The organism is Pseudoalteromonas sp. SWXJZ94C, from assembly GCF_015864385.1.
GTDB lineage: Bacteria > Pseudomonadota > Gammaproteobacteria > Enterobacterales > Alteromonadaceae > Pseudoalteromonas.
Genome location: NZ_JADYXF010000036.1, coordinates 12,712 through 38,814 on the forward strand (window position 1 = coordinate 12,712; position 26,103 = coordinate 38,814).

The 26,103-nt window shown below is 37.8% G+C and carries 26 protein-coding genes; 16 read left to right on the forward strand and 10 right to left on the reverse strand.

Annotated elements, in window-relative coordinates:
* Positions 1-5 precede the first annotated feature (5 nt).
* Positions 6-1,094: an NAD(P)/FAD-dependent oxidoreductase gene (locus I6F65_RS15300; RefSeq protein ID WP_166111845.1), complete on the forward strand. Its 1,089-nt coding sequence runs from the start codon at positions 6-8 to the stop codon at positions 1,092-1,094.
* Between the two features lie 91 nt (positions 1,095-1,185).
* Here the strand turns inward: I6F65_RS15300 and I6F65_RS15305 are convergent, their stop codons facing one another.
* Complete coding sequence (locus I6F65_RS15305; protein ID WP_166111842.1) at positions 1,186-2,205, reverse strand: fumarylacetoacetate hydrolase family protein; 1,020 nt, start codon at positions 2,203-2,205, stop codon at positions 1,186-1,188.
* Positions 2,206-2,692: 487 nt separating this feature from the next.
* Between I6F65_RS15305 and I6F65_RS15310 the strand changes: the two genes are divergently transcribed.
* From I6F65_RS15310 to I6F65_RS15340, 7 genes are all read left to right on the forward strand, one after another.
* A complete protein-coding gene (locus I6F65_RS15310) occupies positions 2,693-3,175 on the forward strand; it encodes a MarR family winged helix-turn-helix transcriptional regulator (protein WP_166111839.1) in 483 nt (160 codons plus the stop codon).
* 12 nt (positions 3,176-3,187) lie between these two features.
* A complete protein-coding gene (maiA, locus tag I6F65_RS15315) occupies positions 3,188-3,841 on the forward strand; it encodes a maleylacetoacetate isomerase (RefSeq protein WP_166111836.1) in 654 nt (217 codons plus the stop codon).
* 16 nt (positions 3,842-3,857) lie between these two features.
* A complete protein-coding gene (locus I6F65_RS15320; protein ID WP_166111834.1) occupies positions 3,858-4,988 on the forward strand; it encodes a CaiB/BaiF CoA-transferase family protein in 1,131 nt (376 codons plus the stop codon).
* 102 nt (positions 4,989-5,090) lie between these two features.
* Positions 5,091-5,897 carry a CoA ester lyase gene (locus tag I6F65_RS15325; RefSeq protein WP_166111831.1) on the forward strand — a complete coding sequence of 269 codons (807 nt, stop codon included), beginning with the start codon at positions 5,091-5,093 and terminating at the stop codon, positions 5,895-5,897.
* A gap of 50 nt (positions 5,898-5,947) precedes the next feature.
* Positions 5,948-6,664: a CoA transferase subunit A gene (locus I6F65_RS15330; RefSeq protein WP_166111829.1), complete on the forward strand. Its 717-nt coding sequence runs from the start codon at positions 5,948-5,950 to the stop codon at positions 6,662-6,664.
* Positions 6,665-6,673: 9 nt separating this feature from the next.
* Complete coding sequence (locus I6F65_RS15335; protein WP_166111826.1) at positions 6,674-7,330, forward strand: 3-oxoacid CoA-transferase subunit B; 657 nt, start codon at positions 6,674-6,676, stop codon at positions 7,328-7,330.
* Positions 7,331-7,962: 632 nt separating this feature from the next.
* On the forward strand, positions 7,963-8,436 hold the full coding sequence (locus I6F65_RS15340; protein WP_197113723.1) for a hypothetical protein: 474 nt from the start codon (positions 7,963-7,965) through the stop codon (positions 8,434-8,436).
* 648 nt (positions 8,437-9,084) lie between these two features.
* Here the strand turns inward: I6F65_RS15340 and bcp are convergent.
* Both bcp and I6F65_RS15350 read right to left on the reverse strand, forming a co-directional pair.
* Positions 9,085-9,564, reverse strand: coding sequence for a thioredoxin-dependent thiol peroxidase (bcp, locus tag I6F65_RS15345; protein ID WP_197113726.1), 480 nt, complete (start codon positions 9,562-9,564; stop codon positions 9,085-9,087).
* Between the two features lie 11 nt (positions 9,565-9,575).
* The gene (locus I6F65_RS15350) at positions 9,576-10,109 is read right to left on the reverse strand and encodes a glycine cleavage system protein R (protein ID WP_197113729.1); all 534 of its coding nucleotides are present in this window, start codon (positions 10,107-10,109) and stop codon (positions 9,576-9,578) included.
* Positions 10,110-10,470: 361 nt separating this feature from the next.
* On the opposite strand from I6F65_RS15350, the gene bamC reads away from it, so the two are divergent.
* Both bamC and I6F65_RS15360 read left to right on the forward strand, forming a co-directional pair.
* A complete protein-coding gene (bamC, locus tag I6F65_RS15355) occupies positions 10,471-11,529 on the forward strand; it encodes an outer membrane protein assembly factor BamC (protein ID WP_197113730.1) in 1,059 nt (352 codons plus the stop codon).
* A gap of 66 nt (positions 11,530-11,595) precedes the next feature.
* Complete coding sequence (locus I6F65_RS15360; RefSeq protein ID WP_024612950.1) at positions 11,596-13,035, forward strand: YjiH family protein; 1,440 nt, start codon at positions 11,596-11,598, stop codon at positions 13,033-13,035.
* A gap of 30 nt (positions 13,036-13,065) precedes the next feature.
* Here I6F65_RS15360 and I6F65_RS15365 read toward each other — a convergent pair whose 3' ends face one another.
* Together I6F65_RS15365 and I6F65_RS15370 are read right to left on the reverse strand one after the other, a co-directional pair.
* Positions 13,066-13,200: a DUF2897 family protein gene (locus tag I6F65_RS15365; RefSeq protein WP_197113732.1), complete on the reverse strand. Its 135-nt coding sequence runs from the start codon at positions 13,198-13,200 to the stop codon at positions 13,066-13,068.
* 314 nt (positions 13,201-13,514) lie between these two features.
* On the reverse strand, positions 13,515-14,051 hold the full coding sequence (locus tag I6F65_RS15370; RefSeq protein ID WP_024612949.1) for an acyloxyacyl hydrolase: 537 nt from the start codon (positions 14,049-14,051) through the stop codon (positions 13,515-13,517).
* A gap of 244 nt (positions 14,052-14,295) precedes the next feature.
* Between I6F65_RS15370 and I6F65_RS15375 the strand changes: the two genes are divergently transcribed.
* Both I6F65_RS15375 and I6F65_RS15380 read left to right on the forward strand, forming a co-directional pair.
* A complete protein-coding gene (locus I6F65_RS15375) occupies positions 14,296-14,889 on the forward strand; it encodes a phospholipid-binding protein MlaC (RefSeq protein WP_197113734.1) in 594 nt (197 codons plus the stop codon).
* A 220-nt stretch (positions 14,890-15,109) separates the two neighbouring features.
* Positions 15,110-16,447 carry an ankyrin repeat domain-containing protein gene (locus tag I6F65_RS15380; protein WP_024612947.1) on the forward strand — a complete coding sequence of 446 codons (1,338 nt, stop codon included), beginning with the start codon at positions 15,110-15,112 and terminating at the stop codon, positions 16,445-16,447.
* Between the two features lie 100 nt (positions 16,448-16,547).
* Here I6F65_RS15380 and I6F65_RS15385 read toward each other — a convergent pair whose 3' ends face one another.
* From I6F65_RS15385 to I6F65_RS15405, 5 genes are read right to left on the reverse strand one after another with little or no spacing between them, the layout of a single operon-like run.
* Entirely contained in the window at positions 16,548-16,991 is a 444-nt protein-coding gene (locus I6F65_RS15385) for a DUF2069 domain-containing protein (protein ID WP_024612946.1), read from the reverse strand.
* The gene (wrbA, locus tag I6F65_RS15390; RefSeq protein WP_166111804.1) at positions 16,988-17,542 is read right to left on the reverse strand and encodes an NAD(P)H:quinone oxidoreductase; all 555 of its coding nucleotides are present in this window, start codon (positions 17,540-17,542) and stop codon (positions 16,988-16,990) included. The genes I6F65_RS15385 and wrbA overlap by 4 nt, the downstream gene beginning before the upstream one ends.
* Entirely contained in the window at positions 17,542-17,889 is a 348-nt protein-coding gene (gene arsC, locus I6F65_RS15395) for an arsenate reductase (glutaredoxin) (protein ID WP_197113735.1), read from the reverse strand. The genes wrbA and arsC overlap by 1 nt, the downstream gene beginning before the upstream one ends.
* Positions 17,890-17,942: 53 nt before the next feature.
* Complete coding sequence (locus tag I6F65_RS15400) at positions 17,943-19,400, reverse strand: M48 family metalloprotease (protein WP_024612943.1); 1,458 nt, start codon at positions 19,398-19,400, stop codon at positions 17,943-17,945.
* A 1-nt stretch (position 19,401) separates the two neighbouring features.
* Positions 19,402-20,067, reverse strand: a complete 666-nt coding sequence (locus tag I6F65_RS15405) for a hypothetical protein (RefSeq protein WP_197113736.1) — start codon at positions 20,065-20,067, stop codon at positions 19,402-19,404.
* Positions 20,068-20,214: 147 nt separating this feature from the next.
* Between I6F65_RS15405 and I6F65_RS21840 the strand changes: the two genes are divergently transcribed.
* The 4 genes from I6F65_RS21840 to pgi all read left to right on the forward strand — a co-directional run bounded on the left by I6F65_RS21840 (position 20,215) and on the right by pgi (position 25,908).
* Entirely contained in the window at positions 20,215-20,433 is a 219-nt protein-coding gene (locus I6F65_RS21840) for a hypothetical protein (protein ID WP_231613211.1), read from the forward strand.
* On the forward strand, positions 20,426-21,502 hold the full coding sequence (locus I6F65_RS15410) for an AI-2E family transporter (RefSeq protein ID WP_024612940.1): 1,077 nt from the start codon (positions 20,426-20,428) through the stop codon (positions 21,500-21,502). The genes I6F65_RS21840 and I6F65_RS15410 overlap by 8 nt, the downstream gene beginning before the upstream one ends.
* A gap of 135 nt (positions 21,503-21,637) precedes the next feature.
* Entirely contained in the window at positions 21,638-23,893 is a 2,256-nt protein-coding gene (locus I6F65_RS15415) for an aminotransferase class V-fold PLP-dependent enzyme (protein ID WP_197113737.1), read from the forward strand.
* 368 nt (positions 23,894-24,261) lie between these two features.
* The gene (pgi, locus tag I6F65_RS15420) at positions 24,262-25,908 is read left to right on the forward strand and encodes a glucose-6-phosphate isomerase (protein WP_197113738.1); all 1,647 of its coding nucleotides are present in this window, start codon (positions 24,262-24,264) and stop codon (positions 25,906-25,908) included.
* The last annotated feature ends 195 nt before the right edge of the window (positions 25,909-26,103 follow it).

Genomic DNA, 26,103 nt, shown 5'->3' on the forward strand with positions numbered 1-26,103 from the left:
TTAAAATGAGAAAGAAACTTGTAATAGTCGGTGGCGGCTATTTAGGCGTTGAATTAGCTAAAGCGTTAGATAATGATCTTGACGTTACACTTATAGAGCAACGCAAATCCTTCGTTCATGCGCCAGCAATGATACGTGCCATTGTAGACCCTTCGTTATTAGATCGCGCATTAATGCCTTATGACTTACTCCTATCAAAAGGGAAAGTAATAAAAGGAAAAGTGACTAGCGTAGATGAAAATGGTGTCACGTTAATGGATGACACACACATTGCGGCCGACTTTATAGTCATTGCAACGGGATCTACTAATGGAGACGCTTTCAAACCTGCAGGTGATAATATCGATGACTTTTGTTCTGTCGTCAAGGGGTTACATGATAAATTAAAAGCAGCATCGTCTGTTGCTATTGTCGGTGCCGGTACTGTTGGAACAGAGTTAGCTGGTGAAATTAGTTATGCAATGTCAGAGAAAAACGTTACGTTGATCTCTAGTGATTCCAGTCTATTTTTACAAATGCCACCTAAGTTTGGAGCTTCCCTTGCCTCAAAACTTAATGACGCTGGTGTTGATGTAAAGTTAGGTGTGAGAGTGAACAATCTTGAAAGCTTAACCACTCCTTATTCTGGTACCCTTAGTTTGTCTGACGGTAATACACTGATAGCAGATCTGATCATTCCTACGGTAGGTTCACGTGCTGCTTCAGTTGTACTTAACGGGTTACCTAACATTACAAAAGATAAATCGGATCGTGTTAAGGTCGATAGTTACTTACGTCCATCTACATTTGATAATGTATTTGCTGCAGGTGATGTTGCAAATAACACAGATGCTATGACGATTGTTGCTGTTAGTCGACAAGTACGATGGCTTACCAAAATGCTAAAAGAACAAGTGAAAGGAAAGGCCCTAAATCAAATTAAACCTTACTCCCCTTGGGCCGCAGGAAAAGCACCTTTATTTTTGCCACTAGGTCCAAATAAAGGTAATTCATTTCTTGTTATTGCAACCTTTGGAAATTGGGTAACGAGTGTTATCAAAGGTAAAGATTTGTTTATAAGTAAATATCGCAAACTTTTAGGTTTAAAAGGTTAAAGTTTCAGAGTTATTGTACTTTAGTCACTCTTTTTTCTTATGAGATAACTCCAAACGCTATCCAGCCTGTGATGGGCTGGATTGAATTTTTTTAGTTATTTGATTTAAACTTAACAACTGTCTGCTTGATAGATCCAAAGATTGAACTACCTTTTGCATCATTCATTTCTATACACACATGATCGCCAAACTGTAGGAAAGGTGTACTTGGTTTACCATACTGAATTGTTTCAATCATACGTATCTCGCCTAAACAAGAATAACCTAATCCACCTTCTGGAACAGGTTTACCAGGACCACCATTTTGTTTGTTAGATACAGTACCTGATCCAACAATAGTCCCAGCACCTAAAGGACGTGTTTTAGCGGCATGAGATATAATGGTCGAAAAATTAAAGGTCATATCTACGCCTGCGTTAGCCTTACCAAATAACTCCCCATTAATGGTAACAAGTAGCGGTAAATGGAGCTTTCCTCCATGCCATGCATCACCCAGCTCATCAGGCGTTACTGCAACAGGTGAAAATGTACCGAAAGGTTTGGCTTGATAAAAACCAAACCCTTTAGCGAGTTCTGCAGGAACTTCGTTACGTAACGTTACATCATTAACTAACATCACTAACTTGATTTTATCTGCAGCGTCTTCAGGCTTGGTTCCCATTTTTACATCGTCAGTAATAACAGCAATTTCACCTTCGAGATCCATCCCCCAAGACTCATCCTCTAGTGGAATATCATCGTGGGGTGCAAGAAATACGTCAGACCCCCCTTGGTAAATTAGAGGTTCTGTCCAGAAGCTTTCTGGCAATACAGCATTTCGTGCTTTACGGACTAACTCAACGTGGTTTACATAAGCCGAGCCATCAGCCCATTGATAAGCGCGAGGTAGTGGCGCAGTACAAGCAGACTGGTTAAAAGGTTGAGACTCTAAACTACCATTATTTAGAGCAAGGTAAACAGTATTAAGTAATGGTGATGTTGTACTCCAATTATCAAGTGCTTGCTGTAGCGAACTGGCTATATTAGGTACTGTAATGCACTGACTTAAATCACGAGAGACGACAACTAGTTGACCATCTCGTGTATCGTTTTTTAATGTTGCTAGTTTCATGTGTCGATTCCTTTTATAAGCTTAATTATTTATCACGCATCCCACAGGTGTGTTGGGATCTCGCTTGGTTTTATATTCCGATTCGATCATCTACTACTTAACTACATCGAGTTTCTTGAGCCTTCTATATGTCCTGTTATTACTCGTTGGTCTAGGCACTGACTATTCGTCATCAAATAAGGATATAAATAGAAAACAATTATTAGATACATTTGGAACTATGTCAATTGTTTAGCATTGCGTTTTTTATTTTTTAATATATTAACAATGTTTAAATTATAGATTCTTATGCATAACATGCTTTTAAATATGATTTTTATTTATGTTTCATTGTTTGTTGCAATTTATTTAATCTCAACTAAACTAGTTCCATATGAAACAAACTCCAATTGTTTAAGGTCGAGATTATCTATGTACAGCCGGTTAGTTGAATAACATTAGGCTATATGGTCAAGGTCTTTAATAAATAACGAGAGACAGTATTGTAATGAGCAAACCAATAAAAGAATTCATTTTTAGTGATTTTTTTCCTTATCAGGTAAGAGTTTACTACACATCTATAAGCAGTAAGGTCCGAGAAGCATATGCTACATCCCATGGACTTTCTGTTCACGAATGGCGAGTTTTAGTTGTGCTTAATGAGCATAAACACGTAACGGCAAAAGATGTCGTTAAATATTCTAGTATGGCTAAGGTTAATGTTTCTAGGGGGGTTGCAGACCTTGAAAAACGTAAATATTTAGAGCGACACGAAGACCCAACAGATCGCAGATCGGTACTCTTGAATTTAACGCCTAAAGGAAAAAAGGCGATGACCGAGTTGATCCCAATTGTTCGTGATGTAGAAAAACAGGCACTTGACGGTTTATCGCAGGATGAGCGTGAAACATTAATCCGGCTAATGGAAAAAGTTCGCTTGAATGCTGAAGGTATAAAATTGCATTCATCTGAACAAATCACAAGAAAATAGGGGAGATAATCTGTGAAACTATATACATATTGGCGTTCGTCTGCTGCTTATCGCGTGCGCATTGGTCTTAGCTTAAAAGGTCTGCCTTATAAAAGTGTTCCTGTTCATTTACTTAGAGATGGCGGTGAACAACTTAAACAAAGCTATGCAAAAATAAACCCTCAAAGGCAGGTACCTTCAATGGAGTTAGATGATGGAACCATCTTAATTCAATCTTTAGCTATCCTAGAATACTTAGATGAAACCTACCCAGAGCCACCACTACTTCCCTGTGAGCCAGTAGATAGAGCTCGAGTACGAGCATTATCTCAAGTAATTGCTTGCGATATCCATCCAGTTAATAACCTTAATGTTCTAAATTATCTAATTAACGACATGAAGGTTGATCCAGAAAATAAAGTTATTTGGTATCGCAACACTATTGAAAAAGGCTTTCCTGCACTTGAAAAACTATTAACTTGTTCTACTAAAACTGGAAAATTTTGCCATGGTGACACACCGACTCTAGCAGACGTGTTATTAGTACCTCAGGTATATAATGCCCGCCGCTTTGATGTCGATCTGTCTCCCTTTCCAACGATTTGTCGGATAGAGGCGGCATGCTTAGAACTTGATAGTTTTCGTGCAGCTATTCCCGAAGTTCAAGCTGACGCCCATAAAATTTAATTAGAGAACTATTGATATGAAATTCAACGCGCAGGAAAACCCTAAAGAATCGAACCTTCCACTGGCAGGTCTAAAAGTATTAGCTATAGAGCAAGCTGTTGCAGCTCCTTTTGCTACTTCTCGCCTTGCCGATGCTGGCGCCCAGGTTATAAAAATTGAACGACCAGCTGGAGATTTTGCTCGCGGATATGACACTGTTGCAGCGGGACAGAGCAGCTATTTTGTTTGGCTTAACCGGGGTAAAGACACGTTCACTGTTGATCTAACTACTCCTGAAGGAAAAGACGATCTAACGAATCTTTTATCTGAAGCTGATGTTCTTGTTCAAAATCTTAAACCAGGTTCATTAGCCAGGTTAGGCTTCGATTTCGAGATGCTTAAACGTGATTATCCTAAACTTATTGTTTGTTCTATTAGTGGCTATGGTGAAGAAGGGCCAATGGCACATCGAAAAGCTTATGATCTTTTAATTCAAGCAGAGTCAGGTCTTTGTTCTATTACTGGCGGACCAGATCAGGCAGCTCGTGTTGGCACTTCTGTTGTCGATATTGCTACTGGGGCGGCTGCACATGCAGCCATTTTGGAAGCTTTAATTGGTCGAGGAATAACTGGTAAAGGGGCTCAAATATCAGTTTCAATGTTTGATGTTATGGCTGATTGGCTCACTGTACCACTGCTTCATTTTGAAGGCGGAAAACCGCCAAAGCGTGTAGGTATGGCTCACCCATCAATTTCTCCTTACGGTGTTTTTGATACTAAAGATGGTCAACAAATTTTGATCTCTATTCAAAGCGATAGAGAGTGGGTCAAGCTTTGCTCTGAATTTATAGGAGATGCTGCGCTTGGTAAAGATTCACGCTTTGCAACTAATGTGGATCGTGTCGGCATTAGAGAGCAAACAGACGGAATTGTAGCTGCTCGATTTGCAACTTTATCTAAAGATGAAGCAGAAGTTTTACTCGATAATGCTGATGTCGCTTTTGCTTCAGTAAATGATATGGGCGGACTATCAAATCATCCTCATTTACGTCGGATCACAGTCGATTCTCCAAATGGTCCTGTATCTTATCCTGCACCTGCAGCTATATTTGTGGGAGAACAACGTAATTACGGTCCTATTCCTGCGTTAAAAAAGCCAGAGAGATAAATTTAAATAATATTGTTGAGTAAATTTCTGTTTTTATAGTGCACGATAACCTACAGCTTTGCTGTAATTGGGCACATAACTTTTTTACGGGGAAGCCACTTAATGTTAAATATTGAAAATATTGTTACTCCACTTTTTGTACCCGCAAACCGACCTGAACGCTTTAGTAAAGCGGCTGCTTCTGGTGCAGATTCTATTATCCTTGACCTTGAAGATGCTGTAGCTGTTGATGCAAAGGAATATGCTCGTAAGGCACTTACTTGTGATTTTACTGATCTTCCAGTAATTGTTCGGGTAAATCAGGAAGGGTCATCGTGGCACATCGAAGATTTGCAAGCCGTGCGCCAACTTTCTGTTGCTGCAGTTATGCTTCCCAAAACTGAAAATTCTCAGCAAATAAGAAGCGTTTTCGAGGCGCTCGGAGAAAAAATTCCAATTATCGCACTCATTGAGACAGCTCTTGGAGTATCGAATGCTCGAAGCATTGCGGCAACACAAGGGGTTAAACGAATTGCTTTTGGTTCAGTGGACTTTTGTACTGACCTCGGTTGCGCTCATTTGCGTGAGGTTCTTCTACCGATACGGTCTGAATTAATAATGGCATCTCGACTTGCTGGAATTGCGGCTCCGATTGATGGTGTAACAACAGCACTTGATGATCTAAACATCAGCTTCGATGATAGCGTTCATGCAAAAAACCTCGGTTTTACAGGGAAACTATGCATACACCCTAAACAAGTTGGAGAGGTTAAGCGTGCATTTCTTCCTTCAAAAGCAGAAATGATTTGGGCGGAAAAAATAGTGCTTTCAGGTGATGGCGCAATTTCAGTTGATGGCGAAATGGTGGATGAACCGGTGCGTACCCACGCTAGAGCTATTTTAGCACGAGCTAAAAAATCGGGTATTTAATACGATATCTATCATAAAAATAACAACACAAATATCTAAGGGGATACGCAATGTCAGGCTTTAACAAAGTAGTCGATAGTTACGAAGAGGCAATGGCGGGCTTAATGGACGGTATGACCATAATATCGGGTGGTTTTGGTCTTTGCGGTATACCAGAGAACCTAATTCATGAAATAAAAAGAAAAGGAACCACAAACTTAACGGTTGTTTCAAATAATTGCGGAACCACTACACATGGTTTAGGTATACTACTTTTTGATCGACAAATAAAAAAAATGATAGCGTCTTATGTTGGTGAAAATACTAACTTTGAATCACAAATGATGGCTGGTGAACTTGAAGTAGAATTGACTCCCCAAGGTACCTTAGCCGAAAAAATACGTGCCGGTGGTGCTGGTATTCCTGCTTTTTATACTGCCACAGGTTATGGAACACCAGTTGCCCAAGGTAAAGTTGTAGGCGAGTTTAATGGAAAGAATTATATTCTAGAAGAAGCTATAACGGGTGACTTTGCCATCGTAAAAGCATGGAAAGCAGATACATATGGAAACTTGGTTTACCGGAAAACAGCACGTAATTTTAATCCTATGGTGGCTACAGCAGGTAAGATAACCGTCGTTGAAGTTGAAGAAATAGTACAGCCGGGAGAATTAGATCCCGATGAAATTCACACACCGGGTATTTACGTAGACCGATTAATTCTAGGATCATTCGAAAAAAAAATAGAACAACGAACGACTCGTTCTACTCAATCGGTTAACAAATAAGGAGGATTTATGGCTCTTTCAAGAGAACAGCTGGCACAACGAGTTGCGCAAGAATTAAAAGATGGTTATTACGTTAACTTGGGGATTGGTATTCCAACTCTGGTGGCTAATTATGTCCCTGAAGGTATTGAAGTAATGTTGCACTCTGAAAACGGGTTATTAGGCATGGGGCAATTTCCAACTGAAGAGGAAATTGATGCTGACCTTATTAATGCAGGTAAACAAACCGTAACAATGGCAATAGGCGCATCACTTTTTGATTCTGCTGAATCATTTGCCATGATCCGTGGTGGTCATGTTGATTTAACCGTTCTAGGAGCATTTGAAGTTGATAGCCAAGGAAATATCGCCTCATATATGATCCCTGGAAAATTAATAAAGGGCATGGGTGGAGCTATGGATTTAGTTGCTGGCGCAGACAATATCATTGTCACGATGACTCATGCATCAAAACATGGCGTATCTAAGTTATTAAAGCAGTGTACGTTACCGCTTACCGGTAAAGCTTGCATTAAAAAAGTACTTACTGATTTAGCTTTTATTGAAATTAAAGAAGGTAAGTTTCATTTATTAGAACGTGCGCCTGGTGTGTCTGTTGATGAAATAATGCAATTAACCGAAGGCGAGTTGATTGTCCCTGAACACGTGCCTGAAATGCAGTTTTAATCATCTTCTATTCGATGTAATTTATAAGTTATAGAACATAAGAAAATTTTATGCCTAATCGTAAAGTGTTTTTTTAAGTATTGTTCACATTGCTATTACTAATACGGTTGTTCTTTAAAAGTACACGGCAGACATCTTAATTGAATAAGCAAAGCTACTAATAAGCTAACTTTTTAACTAAAAGTCCATTTTTTATCGTTACCTGTGAAGGAGGTTAGGAGGAGTGTCAAAGTTGTTATTTCATCGTTGTTATTAAGTGAAACGAAACCCAACCTAACGATAAAAAGGCTCTATCAATTTATTTCGGTCCTTTGTATTATCAAATGGCTGAAAAGTGATAAAAGTTGTCATTAATTAATCATGATGTGTGAAGTCAAAATTTGTCTCCTTTAGTTTTCTATAATTTCTTAATTTTCATGGTGAATGTTTCCTTTAACTGAGTTTGAGTTATTACCAGTGTGACGCATAGATACTGTTTGGGGGGTCGTCCACTTCATAACCCACTTTAATTTTTATTTAGCTAAGTTTGGGTGACTAATTTAGTTTCTGATTGAAACGAAACCCGACAAATCTTTACTACTCAACGTCCTAACAGGCTTCCCAAAATATATATTTAACTATTTGGATATTGCATGAGTTCAGACGAATTTATAGAACATAAAGTAGAAGATGATCTTACAGAAAAAGTAAACAATGCAACAGGAATCGAAAAAGGGATTGAGTCGGTTAAAAAAGTAGATGTTGGTATGCTTACCATAGGCGATATTACTAGCTTGAGCACTTGGATTTTAATCATTGCTAATGAAGAGGGTATTTGTTTACAAGATCCCCGCATAGATTTAAATATATATGGAGAATACGACAACTCTTATATGGTTATTGATATCTATGAAAGTGAGGAGTCTTCTAATTTATATTTTTTTAAAACAGAAGATAGACAAAATCCTCTTTCTTCTTTGTTTCAATGGCTTAGTTGTATTAATTATGATTTGCGTGAGTTGCTATATTTTTTAGGTATATCCCATTTTTATGAAACAGCAATGTACCCTGAAATAAGACATCAAGGAATGATAATTATTAAAAAATACCAGAAGCAAAATAAATAAAGCAATGACGAGTTATCAAAATAAAGTTAGATAATGGGTTATCCAAAAAAGAGTTATCACAAAAGAAAGCAGGTAGAGCTTGGTGAATCCTTTAATGTAAATATTAGGGGTATTTGCTCTAGGTTATGACAGAACATTCAAACCATGCACTTTAAATTTACTAAGTAGTAATAAGCCGCATCGAATACGCGACTTACTGACTTCTCTTGTTATCAATCTCTTTCCCACAGTTATAACAATTGTTAGTGGGGAGCTTATAACTAGAAATAGATCGCATTACTTGGTTTTTCTTACAGGCAGGGCAGGCGTAATTAATTACAGAGATTATAAGTGCAATAGCAAAAACGAAACTACCGATATAAAACGGGTTTGAGTAAAATTGCATACTTGGCTCAGAAAAATTAAAACCGATAATACAGATGATTAAGGCAGTTAAATAAAGTTTAAATTTTAGGCTGTTATTCAAGGTTTAAGTATCCAATTGGCAAGGTGCTAAAAATAAGTGCTTTGAAAGTTTTAATAAATTATTTACTCTATTGCTATTTAAGTTTTATATAGCGCAAATTTATAGGCATAAAAAAGCGTTGCCCTTGAGCAACGCTTTTCTGTTTTTTTAATAGCTGGTAGCTAACTTACTCTGCCACTTACTTACTCTGCTGCGAGATAGTCCAAAACCACTTGATGATGATCTTTGGTTTTAAACTTATCAAATAGGTGTTTAACTTTACCGTCTTGACCTACTAAAAACGTAAGGCGGTGAATACCATCGTATTCTTTACCCATAAACTTTTTGTAACCCCATACACCAAATGCGTCAGCAATGGCGTGGTCTTCGTCGGCTAATAAATCAAAGTTGAGCTCTTTTTTAGTTTCAAAGTTTTTAAGGCGCTTAATCGGGTCTGGACTAATACCTACAACGCGGGTGTTAAATTTAGCAAGCTGTGCTTGCTCATCGCGTAGGTTTTCGGCTTGTACAGTACACCCAGGGGTTGACGCTTTAGGGTAAAAGTACACAAGCACTTGTTGCTCTTTTAACAGCTCGCTTAATGTTACTGTTTCGTCGTTTTGGTTTTGTAGGCTAAAAGCGGGGGCAGTATCGCCGGCTTGTAATGGACTAATTGTGTTCATGTTTAGCATCCTTAACGAATTCGTTTAAAAATATAATCTACGTTTAACGTGTGAGAAAGGGTCTCAAAACTAATTTTAAATTGATCTATATCTACATCAACCGGAATATTAAATTCTATTTCACAGCGCATTTTAGTATCGACTTGTTCATCGAATGTGTCTGATTTTAACGAGCAAATGCTGATGCTGTTGTCGGCAAAGTAACGGGTCACTTTACTAAGTGTACCAGGGGTGTCTATGCCTGTATATTCGAGTGTGTATCCTGCACAAAACTCACTTTGAGTGTGGCTTGCTGTGCGCTTCATCATGGTAAGCAGACCGAGTTCCATGGCTTTAGTTGGTAAAACGTGTTCAATACGGCTTATTGCCGACATATCGCCGCTTAGTAACATTATAAAGGTAAATTCGCAGCCTAAAATAGCAATGCGGCTATCTATTATATTGCAGTGGCAGTCACTTACTAATTGGGTAAGTTCGCTTACAATACCAGGCCTATCCTCGCCAATAGCAGTTAAAACAATTTGATGATTTGAAAATGCAGTCATGGGTTAAAATACCTAAGTTACTTGGATTATTAACAACTAAATTGGCAACAGCACTAAACACACGCGAGAGGCTGTTTGGCGGCGAAGTTTAACACAAAACCGTCTGTAAACTACAGCACACGGTAATTAAGCGTTTTTAAAGTGCGGTGTTTCTTGTTTTTACTTGCACAGGAAAGTACCATAGCTAAAATTTGTTTATTTGCGCTTAGTTTTTTTCTAAGTTGAAGTGCTGAACTTTATTGCAATTAGGCAGCCAAATAATAAATGTAAAGTTAATATCGATTTTACACTGAACCAAATCGGCATAACCCACTCATATACTTGTTAAAACAATTAAAGGGTATGCTAAGGAGAAATATCTGTGCAGTATTGGATCCCAAAAGCACTTGCAGTAAGTGTATTGGTAAGTTTATCAGGGTGTAGTGTATTTACTAACGATGCACATAATGAGCGTAATTATCGCACACATGAGCCTGTAAAAGCGCCAGCGTCATTGTCACAACCAGCTCAAGATCCCGTTTTTAAAATGGAAGTTGGTCAGTACGACAATAAACCAGACGCAACTAATTACCGTCCGCCTGCTCAAGTACTTACCGTAGCTAAAGGCAGTTGGGTTGAAGAAACAGATTCATTGTCTCGTGTTTATTTTGATAAAAGCGATGGCATTGTTGATTTAGATGACTTTGTATGGGATTCGATTCAATCGGTTCTAAACGACAATAACGCAACAACGATTAAAGAAGATAAGCTGTTAGGTGTGATTGAAACCGATTGGTATTCAATTATTAAAACAGAAGAAAGCTGGCTTTGGGGCGATAGTGAAAACGCCGATTTAGAAAAGTTTAGATTTACTATTGAAGAAAAGTCACATCAACGTACTGCTTCTTTACGCGTTGAGTTGATTGACTTTAAAGGTGACAACACACTTACTGATATATTAAAGCAGCAATTAGAAGTGCGTGCACTTAACGAAGTAATTGCAGAGTTTGATTATCGTTATCGCCAACTTGAAGTTGATATGCGTAAACGCCAAGGTATTATTTCAATTGAAATGGGCTTTGATAATAAAGGTAATGCAGCATTGGTTACTGAGCAGTCTTACGATGCTGTATTTGATCGTTTTTCTGGCTTTTTAGAGCGTTTATCTTTCACTATAGTTGAAATTAACCAAGAAACTGGCTTAATTACGGCAGATTACAAAGCACCAGAAACCAGTGTATGGGATTCTATTTGGGGCGATGAAGTTGCACAATTACCTATTGATGAAGGTCAGTACCAAATTTTAGTTAGTAAAACTAAAGAAGGCGGTACAAGCTTAACGTGGATGGATGAAAAGGGCGAAACGCTTGAGCCTGGTACTATGAATGGTTTACAACAAGCATTAGAAGCTGCACTCATTAAGCGTGGCATTAAAATTTAAATAATAATAAATTTTACTACAAAAAGAGCGCTATGCTCTTTTTGTGGTTTTTATGGGTTAAACAATATGTCACAGTTACCTCCTCGCTCACACTACACGTGGCGCACTTGGTTTACTTTTTTAGTTCCATCGTTAATTGGTGTGTTTTTATTTATGACACCCATAACGACCTCCGCAGAGATGAAAGTAGCTCTCTCTGAAACACTCAGCAGTATTTTCTTTAAAGAAATAGTTATTGATATTTCTGCAGGAATGACCATTCCTATTGCCGTTATGGCAAAAATTGTACAAGGGGTTATGGCTGAATCAATACAAACCTTTATTACTGTAATTATTTGTATTACTGGTGTTGTTTCTATTGTTACTAAAGCCTTTAAACCCGCTGCTATTAGTCAATCGCCTTTGCTAAAGCATTTGTTTGATGTGAGCTGGGCATGGTTAGTGGTGCGATTATTTGGTATGGCATTTGTTTTAATGACGTACTTAAGCATGGGCAGCGAGATGATTACCTCGACCAGCACTGGCGCACTCGTATTAAATGAGTTATTGCCTGTGTTGTTTTCAGTATTTATTTTAGCGGGTTTATTATTACCGCTATTAATTAATTTTGGCCTGTTAGAGCTTGCTGGTACGTTAATGACTAAAGTGATGCGCCCTATATTTGGTGTACCAGGCAGAAGCGCGGTTGATTGTACTGCATCGTGGTTAGGTGATGGCAGCGTAGGTATTTTGATGACTGCAAGGCAGTATGAGCAAAAGCATTATACACAACGCGAAGCAGCCATTATTGGTACTACATTTTCAGCGGTGTCTATTACGTTTAGCTTAGTGGTGTTAGGGCAAGTTAAACTTGAATACCTATTTGCACCGTTTTATGCAACGGTATGTTTAGCGGGTATTGTAGCCGCTATTATTGTGCCGCGATTACCGCCACTGCGCTTTAAAAAAGATTTACTAATAGATGGCAGTGAGCCAGATAGAAATGCTGAATCAATTCCTGATCATAAAAGCTTATTTGGTCATTCGTTAGATGTAGCACTTGCTAAAGCAGATAACTCAACAGGTGTTAAAGGCACTATAAAAGAGGGCGTACATAACGCGCTTGATATGGTGTTTGGTGTATTACCCGTAGTTATGGCTGTAGGTACATTTGCACTCATTATTGCTGAGCATACGCCTATATTTCAGTATTTGGGTATGCCGTTTGTACCATTTTTAGAGTTATTGCAAGTACCAGAAGCAGCCGCAGCATCACAAACTATTATGGTTGGTTTTGCCGATATGTTTATTCCGTCAATATTGGCGACTACTATTGAAAGTGATGTAACGCGCTTTATTATTGCAGCAATGAGTGTAACTCAGCTTATTTATATGTCTGAGGTTGGCGCACTTTTATTAGGCAGTAAAATACCAGTAAATATTTTAGAGTTATTTATTATTTTTATTCTGCGAACGCTAATTACTTTACCGGTTATTGCCCTTATGGCGCATTGGCTCGTAGGCTAGGTTTAGCAGGTATTAAAAAGCCCTGATTAATCAGGGCTTTTTTGTGCGTACCGTGTTTTTGAGTTTTGGTTCGTGCTTTTTAAATTCCACTTTTGCAGAGTATTTAATAAGTGCAATGTTGCCAATAATAATGGTTACAATAGTGACTATATGCCAAGTTTGCATAAGGGTTTTTCTTAAGTTTAAACAAAGCTAAAGTTTGACGGCTTTGTATTTAAATATCAATAAAATACAAAACCATTCTATTTGATAAATAAAACCACATTACGCTTGTATTCATTCCCCTTAAAACCTTGATAGTAAATCTATTTAAAACAGCTATTTAAATACTAACTGCGTTTAATTTATTTGCAATAAGTAAGCTATTAACGCGTAAATTTGCATTGCTACTACTATAAATTTTGATCAGAGAAAGATAAATTTTAATATTATTTTAATTCAGCATATTAGTAATTATTTTAACTAAAATTTAGGTTGCTTTAAAAGCGCCTTGCTACCGACAATGTCATAAAATTAAGACCTGGATTTGGTTCTTTAAACCCCGCATTGGAGTAGTGTATTACTCTAAGGGCTACGTTTGTTTCACCAAAGTCGGCAACTAAACCAACTCGATCTTCAAATTGGTAGTGTGTACTAATGTTTTTACCTGCAAACTCGGTTTCATCTATTAGTGATACGCCAATTCCTGCTTCAACATAAAACGGAGTGTTGTTAAAGCTAAACGCGGGAAATTGTAATACAGGCGACATGGCTAAAACTAGGTTTGACTGTGTTTGATCGCCGTGTCGGTACTCCCACATATTTACACTGGTTTCAAAATAAAAACGGGCATCGCCAATCAGATTTTGCATACTAGGTGCATGATATTGATATGCTAATTTAATTCCATTTACGTTACCTTCACCCTTAAGTATATCAACCGCGTACCCATGATTTGATTGGGCAAAAGCAAATTTTCCAAAAAGCGAAAGTATTAATATAAAAGATATAAAAAATGTTTTGAGTGACGTTTTCATAGGTGACTACTTTTATTTGGTTCAAGTTGATAAACAAATAGTAAGGGCGACCCACTAGCAAATTCAATGAGGACAAAATGCCGGTTGTTTATGGGGTGTTAATAGAGGCTAGTAACTACTTGAATTTGCGTTAATAAATTTATTGGTGCTGAATTGGCATTAATAAATTGCTTATTTGTGTCTTTTTCATTGCGTATTTATCGCGTAAATTGCAGACATATTAATCACGCAGACAAAACATATTATGAAACTCATTAAACTTTTACTACTTGCTACTGCATTATTAAGCAGTTCAGTTTTTGCTAAAGAACAAACATCTCCTGATCAATTGCTTGAATCAGTAGCCAATACATTATTTTCTGACATTGCCCAAGTAAATGCCAAAGGTAATGCAAGCAAAGAGGCAATGTCGGCAATCGTATCAAAACGTTTAATGCCACATATAGATGTTAAGTTTGTGTCGTTTAAATTGTTAGGTAAGCACATCAAAGGCATTGAGCGTGAACAAGCCGTTCGCTTTATTGATGCAGTAGATCATTACTTAACAGGCACTTATGCTGGTGCATTAATGAAATACACGGGTCAAAAAGTAGTATTTGAAAAAAATAATGCAAAAAGTGACTCTGAATACGCGACAGTTAATACGCAAATTATTGAACCAAACGCACCAACAATCGATTTAAGTTTTAAGCTTCGTTTAGGTAAAAATGATGAGTGGAAAGTATATGATATTGTTGCTGAAGGTATTTCGTTACTAAGTGCTAAACAAAAAGAGATTACTCAGCGTATTTCGGATGTTGGTTTAGAGCAAGTAATTACAGAATTGAAGAATAAATAACCCATATTTGTCTGGCTCTGATTAAGCACAGCTCCAACCAAAAAAGCAGCCAAGTACTTATGTACTCGGCTGCTTTTATATTTTTGCTTATTCATCGACTTAGGGCTAGCGTGGGGATCAGGGTGTGCTAGAATATTCACTCTTTGATTAAGCGTGGTGTCAGCTAAAAACTGCTATAACTGACCACTTACCCAAGCTACACTGGAGTTGTGTTGTTTTAATGGAAAATGTACTGATTTGGCCAAAGGAATACCCATTACTTATTAAAGGACTTGTAGAACAAAACGGTGCCTTTATTTTAGATGCTTTGGAAGCCTGGCCTGCTTGTCGTTCTACAGATGAAGATGATGGTGTATGTACCACTGTTTTACCGCCTATTTATTATTTGGCGTGGTTAACGCCGTTAGAACCTTTTGAAGAGTGCTTCTTTCAACATATTTCTGAATATGACGAAGACGCGCAAGCGTATATTAGTGCGGTTAAAAACCATTTTTATGATAATGAATATACCCCTGAAAGCTTAGTATTAATGCTTTGCCAGCGCTTGGAGCAATATGCAAGTGTTGCTGCGCAAAATGCTATTGCTACACCTCAATCTTTACTAAGCCTGTTTTTTAGCAAACGTTATTTTACGCTCATTGAACATGCTTTAAATAATGGCAGTAAGCTTTCTGCGGTTGATACTTTAGCGCTATGGAAAGAACTCGATTTTAGAGATCGCCTAAGTACTTTTATTCCGGAATCAGTTGCAGACTTAGAAAAACTATCTGAGCTTGCAAGTGAAAAAGTAGCGACAGGAAAAGATTACTTTACGTTACTTACGCAGGTTTCCCCTGATGTTGACTCTGTTGTATTGCTTGAAAAAGCACTACTAACGCACTTACGTAAAAAAACAGCTAAGCAAACTATGGCAATGCGTTTTATTGAGCAAGGTGCTACAGGTACTCTTGCTGATGAAAACAACAAAACGGCATTTATGTGGGCGGCCGAGCGAGGTTTTGTAAGTGTAGTTGAAACGCTTCTTACAAAACAAGACAAAAAAGTGAGTGATAATTTAGGTAACACAGCCCTACATTACGCGGTGCTTTCTAAAAATGAATCGTTAATGGTGTTGTTAATTAAAGCCGGTTACGATTTTAGAACTCGAAACAAAGAAGGCTTAAGTTGCTACCGATTAGCGGTTAGTATTAAAGCTACTAATTTAGTGAAGTGCTTAGAGCGCGATTTTGGAATTAAAGAATTGTCGCCAGATGGGCAGTTTGCTCGAATTAAAAAAGTACATGCGTTACATGCTATTGTTACGTTACTTTTCCCTTTGCAGTTGTTTTTCTTTTTTGATGATACGCTCACGGTTAAAAGCGAATTAACGCTTGGTTTAACGATGCTTACCGTTATATGTTTTTTCTTTGCGATGAGCCTTAAGCGCTGTGCTTTGTATCCTCATATTAAACATCCATGGGGTTTGTTTGTTTTAAGAATATTTTCTTTAATAAGCTTAGTTGCTCAGCTTGGTTTGGCGAGTATTGTAACGCTTGCGGCATTGAGTGATTTGGTTTAGTTAAAGTTACTTATGTGATAATAAGCTAAAAAATTAATAAAAAACGCGCTGAAATTTATTTTAGCGCGTTTTTTTATGTTTAAATTAAACAAATATATTGTTATTTATTGTGCTCATTTGCCGCTTTTTCTTCTGCAAGTTCTTCTTTAAGTTTACGAATTTTTAAACCAAGCTCTTGACCGCGATGCCTTGCGTAATATGTACAGCCAATAAACATTGCCGATGCAAATACTAGTTCTAACAATACCCATATTAGCTCATCTGGTGCTACCCAAAGCATAGTAAGCCCATGAATAAAATACAGCATTACAATAAAGTTAGCCCATGCATAGGTGTATGTGTTGTCTTTAATTATTCCTCTAAGCGGGAGTAATAGCGGTATAATTGGCAGAAAAAGAGAAACCACATCAAGCGGACCTTCTTGAGGAGGCACTATATACATCCACAGTGGCATTAAAATAAACAACCCAATATAGCCAATGAGGGCTGTGCGTTGAAATTTAATTGTTATCGGCTTTTTAGCTGGAATATCAGCTGTATTCATTTAAGTTTTCTCGCTATTTGAGTGAGGCGTTTGCCCACACTTTGACATATTTTAATTTCGTCTTTACTTAACTGCGAACTATTACTGCTGCCTGCAACATGGCTCGCACCGTAAGGCGTTCCGCCTGTTTGTGTGCCAAGTAGTTCAGGGACATCGTACGGCACGCCAAGTAACATCATTCCGTGATGTAGTAGCGGTAGCGATAAGTTGAGCAAGGTTGCTTCATTGCCGCCATGCATACTACTTGATGACGAAAATACACATGCAGGTTTATCTATTAGTTGACCTTTTAACCATAAATCGCTGGTGGTTTCCCAAAACATTTTTGCCTGAGAAGCCATCATACCAAAGCGAGTAGGGGTGCCAAATGCAAGTCCATCACAATTTATTAAATCATCTTTACTTATCACAATGTCGTGTGCATTTTTTGCTACAAAAGTACGAAGCAGTGCTGTGGCACCTTGCTGTTCTATCGATTCAGCTATTTCGTGCGCCATTGCTTCAACTGAACCATGGCTTGAGTGATAAAGCACTACTATAGTTACACTCATTATAAAACGCTTAGTACGTTTTCTGGCGGGCGACCAATTGCTGCTTTACCATTGTTAACCACAATAGGGCGTTCAATCAGTTTTGGGTTTTGCACCATAGCGTTAATAAGTGCGTCTTCGTTTGCTTCATCTTTTAAACTAAGTGCTTTGTAGTCGTCTTCTTTCGTACGCATTAGTTCTCGTGCAGATGTAAAGCCTAGCTGATTTATAAGCGTTGAAATTTGCTCGTTAGTTAACGGTGTTTTTAAATATTCTACAATACTTGGCTCTATATCATTACTTTGAAGTAACGCTAGGGTTTCGCGAGACTTAGAGCAACGTGGGTTGTGGTAAATAGTAACAGACATAAAATGTATCCAAAGTGTGAATTGCCTCTATTTTAGGGCAAGCGCTTGCAGACTTAAAGTCTTGCAAGCTCTTTTTGTAAACGTCGGTACTGAGTAAGCAGTGCTTTTAAGCGTTGTTGTTTAACAAGCTCAGTTGAATCTACAAAATTAAGTGCTTTTTGCACTTCGTCAGCCGCTTTTAAATATGCACCATATTGCGATAATACATCGGCGTTAGCTTCGTGGTAGGCGGCTAATTTATCTTGTTCTTTGTAGGCATCAGCAAGTAGTTGTTTACCTAAGTTGTGATCGGGCTTTTCAAGTAAGAAACTCTTAAGAATATTTTCGGCAAGCTGATACTGCTTAGCTTCAAGCGCAGCATTGGCATAATTAAGCGTAATTACTTGGTTATTGGGACGGTATTGATTTAAATTAGCTAAATACTTAACGGCTTCATCAGGTTTTTTTTGCGCTATAAGTAAATCTGTATGTGTATCTATATAAAATAGATTTTTAGGGTCGCTTTTTAAAAGCTCATCTAAAATTGGAGCTGCTTCGTCTAGTTTTTTCTGATCAAGTAAGCTTATGGCTAAACCGTATTTTAACGCGGTGTTATTATATGTGTTTTCGCGAAGTAGTTTTCTAAATAAGTTTTCAGCTTCTTCCGGTTTATTGTCGTAGCGCGCAAGTACTCTACTTTTTGCTAAATTAAACTCAAGGCTTGCATTCATAAGGCGAACAGGAAATTGTTGCGCACGTAAGCGTACGTCTGATACACGACTCTCTGGTAATGGGTGAGTCAGCAAAAATGCAGGTGGCTTATATTTATAACGTATTTGTGCAGCTAGTTTAGTTAAAAACTCGCTTGAAGCGCGTGGATCAAAGCCTGCATTATTAAGTGTTTGCATGCCTATGCGGTCAGCTTCTTGCTCAGCAGAGCGACTATGCGTTAACTGACTAAAAGCCGATTGTGTTTGGCTTGCTGAAATAATCGCAATACCTGCATCTGGCGCAACAACCGTGGCTAATATACCGGCAATCATACCGGCAATAGTAAGGGCGCTGTTATCTTGTTGTTGTTGAATTCTGCGCGCTAAATGACGTTGAGTAACGTGGGCAATTTCGTGACCAAGCACTGAGGCAAATTGACTTTCGTTATCTGCTTGAGCTATTAACCCTGTGTGCACACCTACATGACCACCGTAAAACGCAAATGCATTTATTTCAGAGTTGTTTATCCAAAAAAATGAAAATGGAAAACGCACATCGTTCGCGTTGGCGACTAGTTTACGACCAATAGTCGTTAAGTATTCGTCAAGTACAGGGTCGTTTATTACCGGTGATGAACCACGTATTTGCATCATCATTACTTCGCCAATCGCTTGTTCTTTTTCTAGCGGAAGAGCTTGTAATGCAGAAGTTCCTAAATCAGGAAGTGTAAAGTTAGTTTGCGCCTTTAAAGGCTCACTTACTAACAGACTAAACGTAAGCGCGGCACTGCATAAAGTGATAAAGGCTGATTTTAGCTGCATTTTATTCCTTGTTAATTTTTTCGCCAATAGCAATTTTGGCAATGTCTATTTCGTCGCTACTTGCACGGCTATCTTTTTCGCACAATTGATAGAGTTCTTTTATTGTGACTCCATCTAGCTTTACAACGTTCAATTCACGCTGCAAAAAAGTGATAATTTTATGCACTACTTTATGTGCGTGTAAAATAATGGCTTTATCTGCTTTGTCGCCGCTTTCAAAGTAAAAACCAATAAACTTATGTAATTGGTTTATTCTAATCAAATTTTTCATTGAAAGTGGGTCCCATACTTTAAACTCTACAAAGCGGTTACCTTTAATGTATTGATCAATAATTACGTCTTTAGCATAAGGCTGAGCCCAAAGCTCAAACCCTCTGTCTGTAAACACTTGGTGCAGTGCTATACGTGGCTTATGTTTAGTATAAATTTCGCCAAGGTTATCTTCATAACCCTCTAATAAATCTAAATTCCAATTACGCTTATCAATTAAATTTTTAACAGCGTTATCAAACCCATGCTCTAAAATCCCTTCAGATTCGCTTATTGATGAGGCAACAAGGTGATAAAAAGGAGGTAACTCTCCCCAGTTTATCTGTTTTTTAAACCAATTAATCTCTTTGAGTGTTGGATTACTTGGCAGTTGCGCTTTATTATGCGTGCCGGGCATTAACTTATCCTTACTGCTAACTATGGTGTAAGGATAAACCATTGCAGTGGTTGTTTTAAGAAAAAGTTACCTTTGTTCACGTGTTATAAATTACTAGACCGTGGCGATACGACTTATTATTCATTTTAACACGTTGGTAAAGCGAGTATGTTGAAACAAGATTTGCGAATTTATAAGTGTCCTCAACAGTTTATTCAGTTTAAATTAGGACTACGTAAAGCATTATCATTACAGCAAAGCATTACTTTTAGTTTGAACAAGGGTGAAGCCGCGAACGACATAGAGCGGTTTTTGCAAAAAAATGATTATAATTATAATTTAAATAAACAACAGGGGTTGTTATTAGTGGAGCTATTACGTGTTTGAGTATGTAAAAACGTGGTACGAAAGGAAGTTCTCAGATCCTCATTCGTTTACCCTATTATTTTTGTTACTGGCATCTGTTGCCTTACTGTATTTTTTTGGCTCGTTAATAGTGCCTGTACTCGTTGCATTGGTAATAGCCTACTTACTTGATTGGCCTGTGCTGCATTTAGAGCGTTTTGGTTTAAAACGATTTACATCCACAATTATTGTAATGCTAATTTTTATTGGCATTATGTTAACGCTTATTTTAGTAATAGGGCCGGTGCTTTGGCAGCAAACGAGTAATTTGGTGCAAGAAACACCGCATATGATTGAGCAAGGAAAGTCATTTTTACTTGCGCTTCCTGAGCATTACCCGAGTTTAATTAATGCCGAACAAGTACAAGTAATAGTGGCAAACGTTGAAGCTAAGGTAGTTGAGTTTGGTCAAGCTGTACTTTCGTTTTCGCTTACGTCTTTAAAAGATGTAGTTGCATGGCTAATTTACCTAGTATTAGTGCCGCTACTTGTGTTTTTTATGCTTAAAGACAAACTTGAGCTAACAAGCAGCGTTGCTACACTTATTCCGCAGCAACGACGTTTAATTTTACAGGTATGGAACGAAATGAATCAGCAAATCATGAATTACATTCGCGGAAAAGTGTTTGAAATTTTGATTGTAGGTGGCACTTCATTTATTGCGTTTACTGTTTTAGATTTACGCTATGCAGCATTACTTGGCGTACTTGTTGGGTTTTCGGTGTTAATTCCGTTTATTGGCGCTGCACTTGTAACCATTCCGGTAGCCGCAGTGGCGTTATTTCAATTTGGATTAGAAACTCAATTTTGGACTATTTTAATTATCTACGGAATTATTCAAGCACTTGATGGCAACGTGCTTGTACCTTTACTCTTTTCAGAAGCAGTCGATTTAAACCCTGTGTTTATAATTGTTGCTGTGCTGTTTTTTGGTGGCTTATGGGGTTTTTGGGGGGTGTTTTTTGCGATACCGCTGGCTTCATTAGTAAAAGCATTAATAACAGCGTGGTCATCTACCCACGAAGAAATTGCTAAAGAGCTCAGTGAATAATTAAGTAAACAGACTTTTAGTATAAAAAAGCATAGTAAACGCACCTCTAGTGCTAATTGATTATTACTCATTACCTTTAAATTTATGTACTATTGGTAATAAGATATATTTTTTAGTAATAAGGTGCGTTTTTTAATGTCTGAGTTTTTATTGCAAGATGAACCAGCGAAACAAGTTTATCTTGACGCAAACGCAACAACTCCCGTGTTGCCTTGTATCGCTGATGTAGTTTCTCATACCATGCAAATATGTTTTGGTAACCCCTCAAGCCCGCACATTACTGGTATTCAAGCCAAACATTTATTAGAACAAACACGCCAAAAAGCACGTACAGTTATAGGTGCGACCGATGGCGATATTTTGTTTTTATCTGGCGCGACCGAAGGTATTCAAACCGCTGTTGTTTCTACACTGATTAACGCTAAAAAACATAATAAAAAAAATCCAGTGTTGTTATATGGTGCTACAGAGCACAAAGCGGTACCAAATACGTTAAAGCATTGGAATAGTGTGCTTGAAATTAACGCCAAAGTACTTGCTATTCCTGTTGATGGTAACGGTATTTTAGATTTAGAGTTTATTGCTCAACATATTGATAATGCATTAATGATATGCACTATGGCAGTTAATAATGAAACCGGCGTATATCAAGACTTAACAGCAATAGAGCACACAATAAGAAGCCGCAATAGCGATGTGTCGTGGATGGTTGACTGCGTTCAAGCGCTGGGTAAGCAACAGCTAGCACTTAGCGAAACAACAATAGATTATGCACCGTTTTCAGGGCACAAACTTTATGCTCCAAAAGGAATAGGGCTTTTATATATTCGCAGTGGTAGTGCTTATACGGCTTTTATTGCGGGTGGCGGGCAAGAAAACGGTATGCGCTCAGGTACCGAAAACTTACCAGGTATTGCAGGGCTTAATAAGTTATTCAGTTTATTGCTTGATAAAACCGACTCAACATTCAAATCAACTGATGTATTAAATATTTACAGAGATCAATTACATTGCGCGCTAAGCGATACATTTGGTGATATTACATTTAATCATGATTTTGCTTATTCGGTGCCTACAACACTTAACTTTGCAGTTAATGACTTAACAAGCAAAGAGGTGATTGATTTATTTGATGCAGCAGGAATTCGTGTTAGTGGTGGGTCTGCTTGCAGTACAGGTGCATCAACAAGTTTTGTGTTAGATGCAATGGGGGCAACAACGTGGCAAAGCGAAAATGCGATTCGGTTATCGTTTGGACCTGCAACTACTGAGCAAGAGATTGCACACGCATGCAGGTGTATTAGAGCGCTAAAACCTATTTTACAAGCAAATTGTTTAATCGTGTCAGACAGCACAACACCAACACAAGAAGTGTGTGCACTTGGCTTAACACAATTTAGACATTTAGGGGCATGTAGTTGGTTATACGTAAGCGATAATAAACAAGCGGTAATAATTGATCCAATAAGTGAGCTGATCCCTCGCTTTGAAAAAATCGCAAATACGCAAAACTTAACAATAGCTGCAATTTTAGATACGCACGCACACCAAGACCGTAACCCAGCAGCCGCTATATTAAGAAGTGTTTTAGCATCGCATTTAATTGAGACTGACGTTGACGAATTAGGTTGGTCAACGCACAGTAAATCCATTGAATTAGATAATGATATACTTGAAAAAATAGCAACGCCAGGTCACAGCAAAGATAGCGTAACTTACATATTAAAAAGTAAAAGTGGGCAGGCACGTTATTGCTTTTGCGGAGACTTAGTTTTACCAGCCGGTTTGGGCAATACCAAACTAGAAGGGGGAAGCGCTTATAGCATGGGGCAGTCTTTAGTTTTACTAAACGAACAACTTTCAAATAATAGCGTAATTTGCTCCGGGCACGACTATCAACAATGCTTTGCTATGAACTGGTATGTGCAGCAGCAACAAACCCCCTTACTTAATGAACTACTTTCGGGTGATATAACGGTTGATGAGTTTGCTGTAAAAAAAGAGCATTACGATACACAAAAGCAAGTTAGTAGTACGCAGTTATGTGGCTATGTTGATGCAATACCGAGTGTGACAACGTTGCAACTCACTTTTGATGCTGCAAAAACGATGTTAAATAACGATAATGCATTTTTAATAGATACACGAGAACCTTACGAGCACGGTGCTAATAATGTAGCTCAGTTGTTTAACAGCAATAGTGATAAAACGCTAAATATTCCGTTAAGTCGAATGGCAAATGCTATTGTAGAAGGTCAGCTCAATAAAAATAATAGCTATATATTACTGTGTCGAAGTGGCAACCGTTCAAAGCTTGCTGCTACAAATTTATCGCAGCTTGGCTACAAAACTGTTTATAACCTCAATGGTGGTTTAGCGCTTAGCTACTAATTAATTATAAAAAATATTGAAGGTCAGCTTTATAGCTGACCTTTTTATTTGTTCTATATTAGCAAATAGCGATTACTTGAATTTAACGGTATATTAAAATTCATTAATATTTCATTTTAAACAATTAAACTATGCCAGTGCCTTTAAAATTGCGGGTCAATTAATTTATAAAATTTTTATGATACCGGTGTCAAAAGCAAAAAAGTGCGTTATCATCTGCACCTGAAATTATAAAAACAGCATTTTTTTTTCATTATTCGTTATACTAAGAACGCTTTATTTACGTATAAATGAGCACTTACAAATGTGTTGCTTTTATAAAAAAGAAATATTAAATCAATTAGTTGAAAAACTTAGGGGATAATTAAATGTCTAACCGATCGCAATTAGCAAGTTGGCAAGCGCTTGAGCAAAGTGCAGCAAAGATGAAACAAACACATCTTAAAACATTATTTGCACAAGACGATTCGCGTTTTTCTGAATTTTCGACCCAAATTCCGGGTGTATTATTCGACTACTCAAAACAGCTTATTGATAAAAATGTTTTTGCTCAGTTAATTTCACTTGCCAAAGAGTGTGACATTGCCACGTGGCGTGAAAAAATGTTTAGCGGTGAAAAAATTAATATCACCGAAGAGCGTTCAGTATTACATACAGCCCTTCGTAACCGTGCACATACACCACTGATTGTTGATGGTGAAAATGTAACGCAAGCGGTAGATAACGAACTAGCAAAAATTAAAGTGTTTGTTGAAAAAGTACGCAGTGGTAAATGGGTAGGCTACACAGGTAAAGCTGTAAAAAATGTGGTTAGCATTGGTGTTGGTGGATCAAACCTTGGTCCGCAAATGGCAACTGAAGCATTAAAAGCATTAGCTGACGACACTTTAAATATTCATTATGTATCTAACGCCGATGGCGTGCAGATTGCGTCTGTTTTAAAAGCAATTGACCCTGAAACAACATTGTTTGTTATTTCTTCTAAAACATTCACTACATCTGAAACCATGACTAACGCTAAAACAGCCGTTGACTGGTTTTTAGAAACCGCAAATGATAACAGTGCTGTTGCAAAGCACTTTGTTGCGGTAAGTACTAATTTAGAAAAAACGGCCGCTTTTGGTATTAGCGACGAAAACGTATTTACTATGTGGGATTGGGTTGGTGGTCGCTTTTCTCTTTGGAGTGCGATAGGCTTACCGATTGCTTTGTATTTAGGTTTTGAAGCATTTGAAGCTATTTTAGAAGGGGCGTTTGAAGTTGATGAACACTTTAAAGCTGCGCCTTTGGAGCAAAACGTACCGTTAATTATGGCGCTCTTAAGTGTATGGAATACCAGCTTTTTAGGTTACACAGCACAAGCTATTTTGCCGTACGACCAAGCTCTTCATATGTTGCCTGCTTATTTACAGCAAGGCGAAATGGAAAGTAACGGTAAACACGTAAACTTTGCTGGTGAAACAGTGCCGTACACAACGGTTCCAATTATTTGGGGTATGACTGGTATTAATGGTCAACATGCATTTTACCAGTGTTTACATCAAGGTAATGTGGTTGTGCCAGCTGATTTTATAGCATCGGTTAAACCACAGGTAAGTGTTGATAAGCACCATGATATTTTATTATCTAACTTTTTTGCACAAACAGAAGCGATGATGACCGGTGTAGATGCAGCGCAAATAACTGCTGATTTAACCGCTAAAGGTAAATCACAAGCGCAAATTGATGAATTGCTAAATCATAAAATTCATCAGGGCAATCGTCCTACAACGTCTATGCTATTAGATACTGTAGATGCTAAGACAGTTGGTCGTTTAATTGCACTGTACGAGCACAAAATATTTTGCCAAGGCATTATTTTAGAAATATGTTCGTTTGATCAATGGGGTGTTGAACTAGGTAAAGGGTTGGCATCTAAAATTGAAAGTGAACTGACAGATGAAAGTGTTAAACACAATCACGACAGTTCTACAAACGGCTTAATGGCGTACTATAAACAACACCGTACGCAGTAAAAAATTAGCTTACGCAAACTAAAGTAAGCAAACCGAGTACCTTTGAACGGGTAGCGCTGGAGTGCTTAGGGTCTGTATTTTTGTGAGAGGAAATACAGGGCCCCTAAGGCTCATTTAACAAGCGCAGATGATCAAATAATAAAAACATCATCAATAAAGAACAATTCAGTAGGCTTTTGTTTAAACATACTTATA

Coding starts and splice junctions, on each gene's coding strand:
- I6F65_RS15300 (WP_166111845.1), top strand. CDS start 6: ATGAGAAAGAAACTTGTAATAGTCGGTGGCGGCTATTTAGGCGTTGAA.
- I6F65_RS15305 (WP_166111842.1), bottom strand. CDS start 2,205: ATGAAACTAGCAACATTAAAAAACGATACACGAGATGGTCAACTAGTT.
- I6F65_RS15310 (WP_166111839.1), top strand. CDS start 2,693: ATGAGCAAACCAATAAAAGAATTCATTTTTAGTGATTTTTTTCCTTAT.
- I6F65_RS15320 (WP_166111834.1), top strand. CDS start 3,858: ATGAAATTCAACGCGCAGGAAAACCCTAAAGAATCGAACCTTCCACTG.
- I6F65_RS15325 (WP_166111831.1), top strand. CDS start 5,091: ATGTTAAATATTGAAAATATTGTTACTCCACTTTTTGTACCCGCAAAC.
- I6F65_RS15330 (WP_166111829.1), top strand. CDS start 5,948: ATGTCAGGCTTTAACAAAGTAGTCGATAGTTACGAAGAGGCAATGGCG.
- I6F65_RS15335 (WP_166111826.1), top strand. CDS start 6,674: ATGGCTCTTTCAAGAGAACAGCTGGCACAACGAGTTGCGCAAGAATTA.
- I6F65_RS15340 (WP_197113723.1), top strand. CDS start 7,963: ATGAGTTCAGACGAATTTATAGAACATAAAGTAGAAGATGATCTTACA.
- bcp (WP_197113726.1), bottom strand. CDS start 9,564: ATGAACACAATTAGTCCATTACAAGCCGGCGATACTGCCCCCGCTTTT.
- I6F65_RS15350 (WP_197113729.1), bottom strand. CDS start 10,109: ATGACTGCATTTTCAAATCATCAAATTGTTTTAACTGCTATTGGCGAG.
- I6F65_RS15360 (WP_024612950.1), top strand. CDS start 11,596: ATGTCACAGTTACCTCCTCGCTCACACTACACGTGGCGCACTTGGTTT.
- I6F65_RS15365 (WP_197113732.1), bottom strand. CDS start 13,200: ATGCAAACTTGGCATATAGTCACTATTGTAACCATTATTATTGGCAAC.
- I6F65_RS15370 (WP_024612949.1), bottom strand. CDS start 14,051: ATGAAAACGTCACTCAAAACATTTTTTATATCTTTTATATTAATACTT.
- I6F65_RS15375 (WP_197113734.1), top strand. CDS start 14,296: ATGAAACTCATTAAACTTTTACTACTTGCTACTGCATTATTAAGCAGT.
- I6F65_RS15380 (WP_024612947.1), top strand. CDS start 15,110: ATGGAAAATGTACTGATTTGGCCAAAGGAATACCCATTACTTATTAAA.
- I6F65_RS15385 (WP_024612946.1), bottom strand. CDS start 16,991: ATGAATACAGCTGATATTCCAGCTAAAAAGCCGATAACAATTAAATTT.
- wrbA (WP_166111804.1), bottom strand. CDS start 17,542: ATGAGTGTAACTATAGTAGTGCTTTATCACTCAAGCCATGGTTCAGTT.
- arsC (WP_197113735.1), bottom strand. CDS start 17,889: ATGTCTGTTACTATTTACCACAACCCACGTTGCTCTAAGTCTCGCGAA.
- I6F65_RS15400 (WP_024612943.1), bottom strand. CDS start 19,400: ATGCAGCTAAAATCAGCCTTTATCACTTTATGCAGTGCCGCGCTTACG.
- I6F65_RS15405 (WP_197113736.1), bottom strand. CDS start 20,067: ATGCCCGGCACGCATAATAAAGCGCAACTGCCAAGTAATCCAACACTC.
- I6F65_RS21840 (WP_231613211.1), top strand. CDS start 20,215: ATGTTGAAACAAGATTTGCGAATTTATAAGTGTCCTCAACAGTTTATT.
- I6F65_RS15415 (WP_197113737.1), top strand. CDS start 21,638: ATGTCTGAGTTTTTATTGCAAGATGAACCAGCGAAACAAGTTTATCTT.
- pgi (WP_197113738.1), top strand. CDS start 24,262: ATGTCTAACCGATCGCAATTAGCAAGTTGGCAAGCGCTTGAGCAAAGT.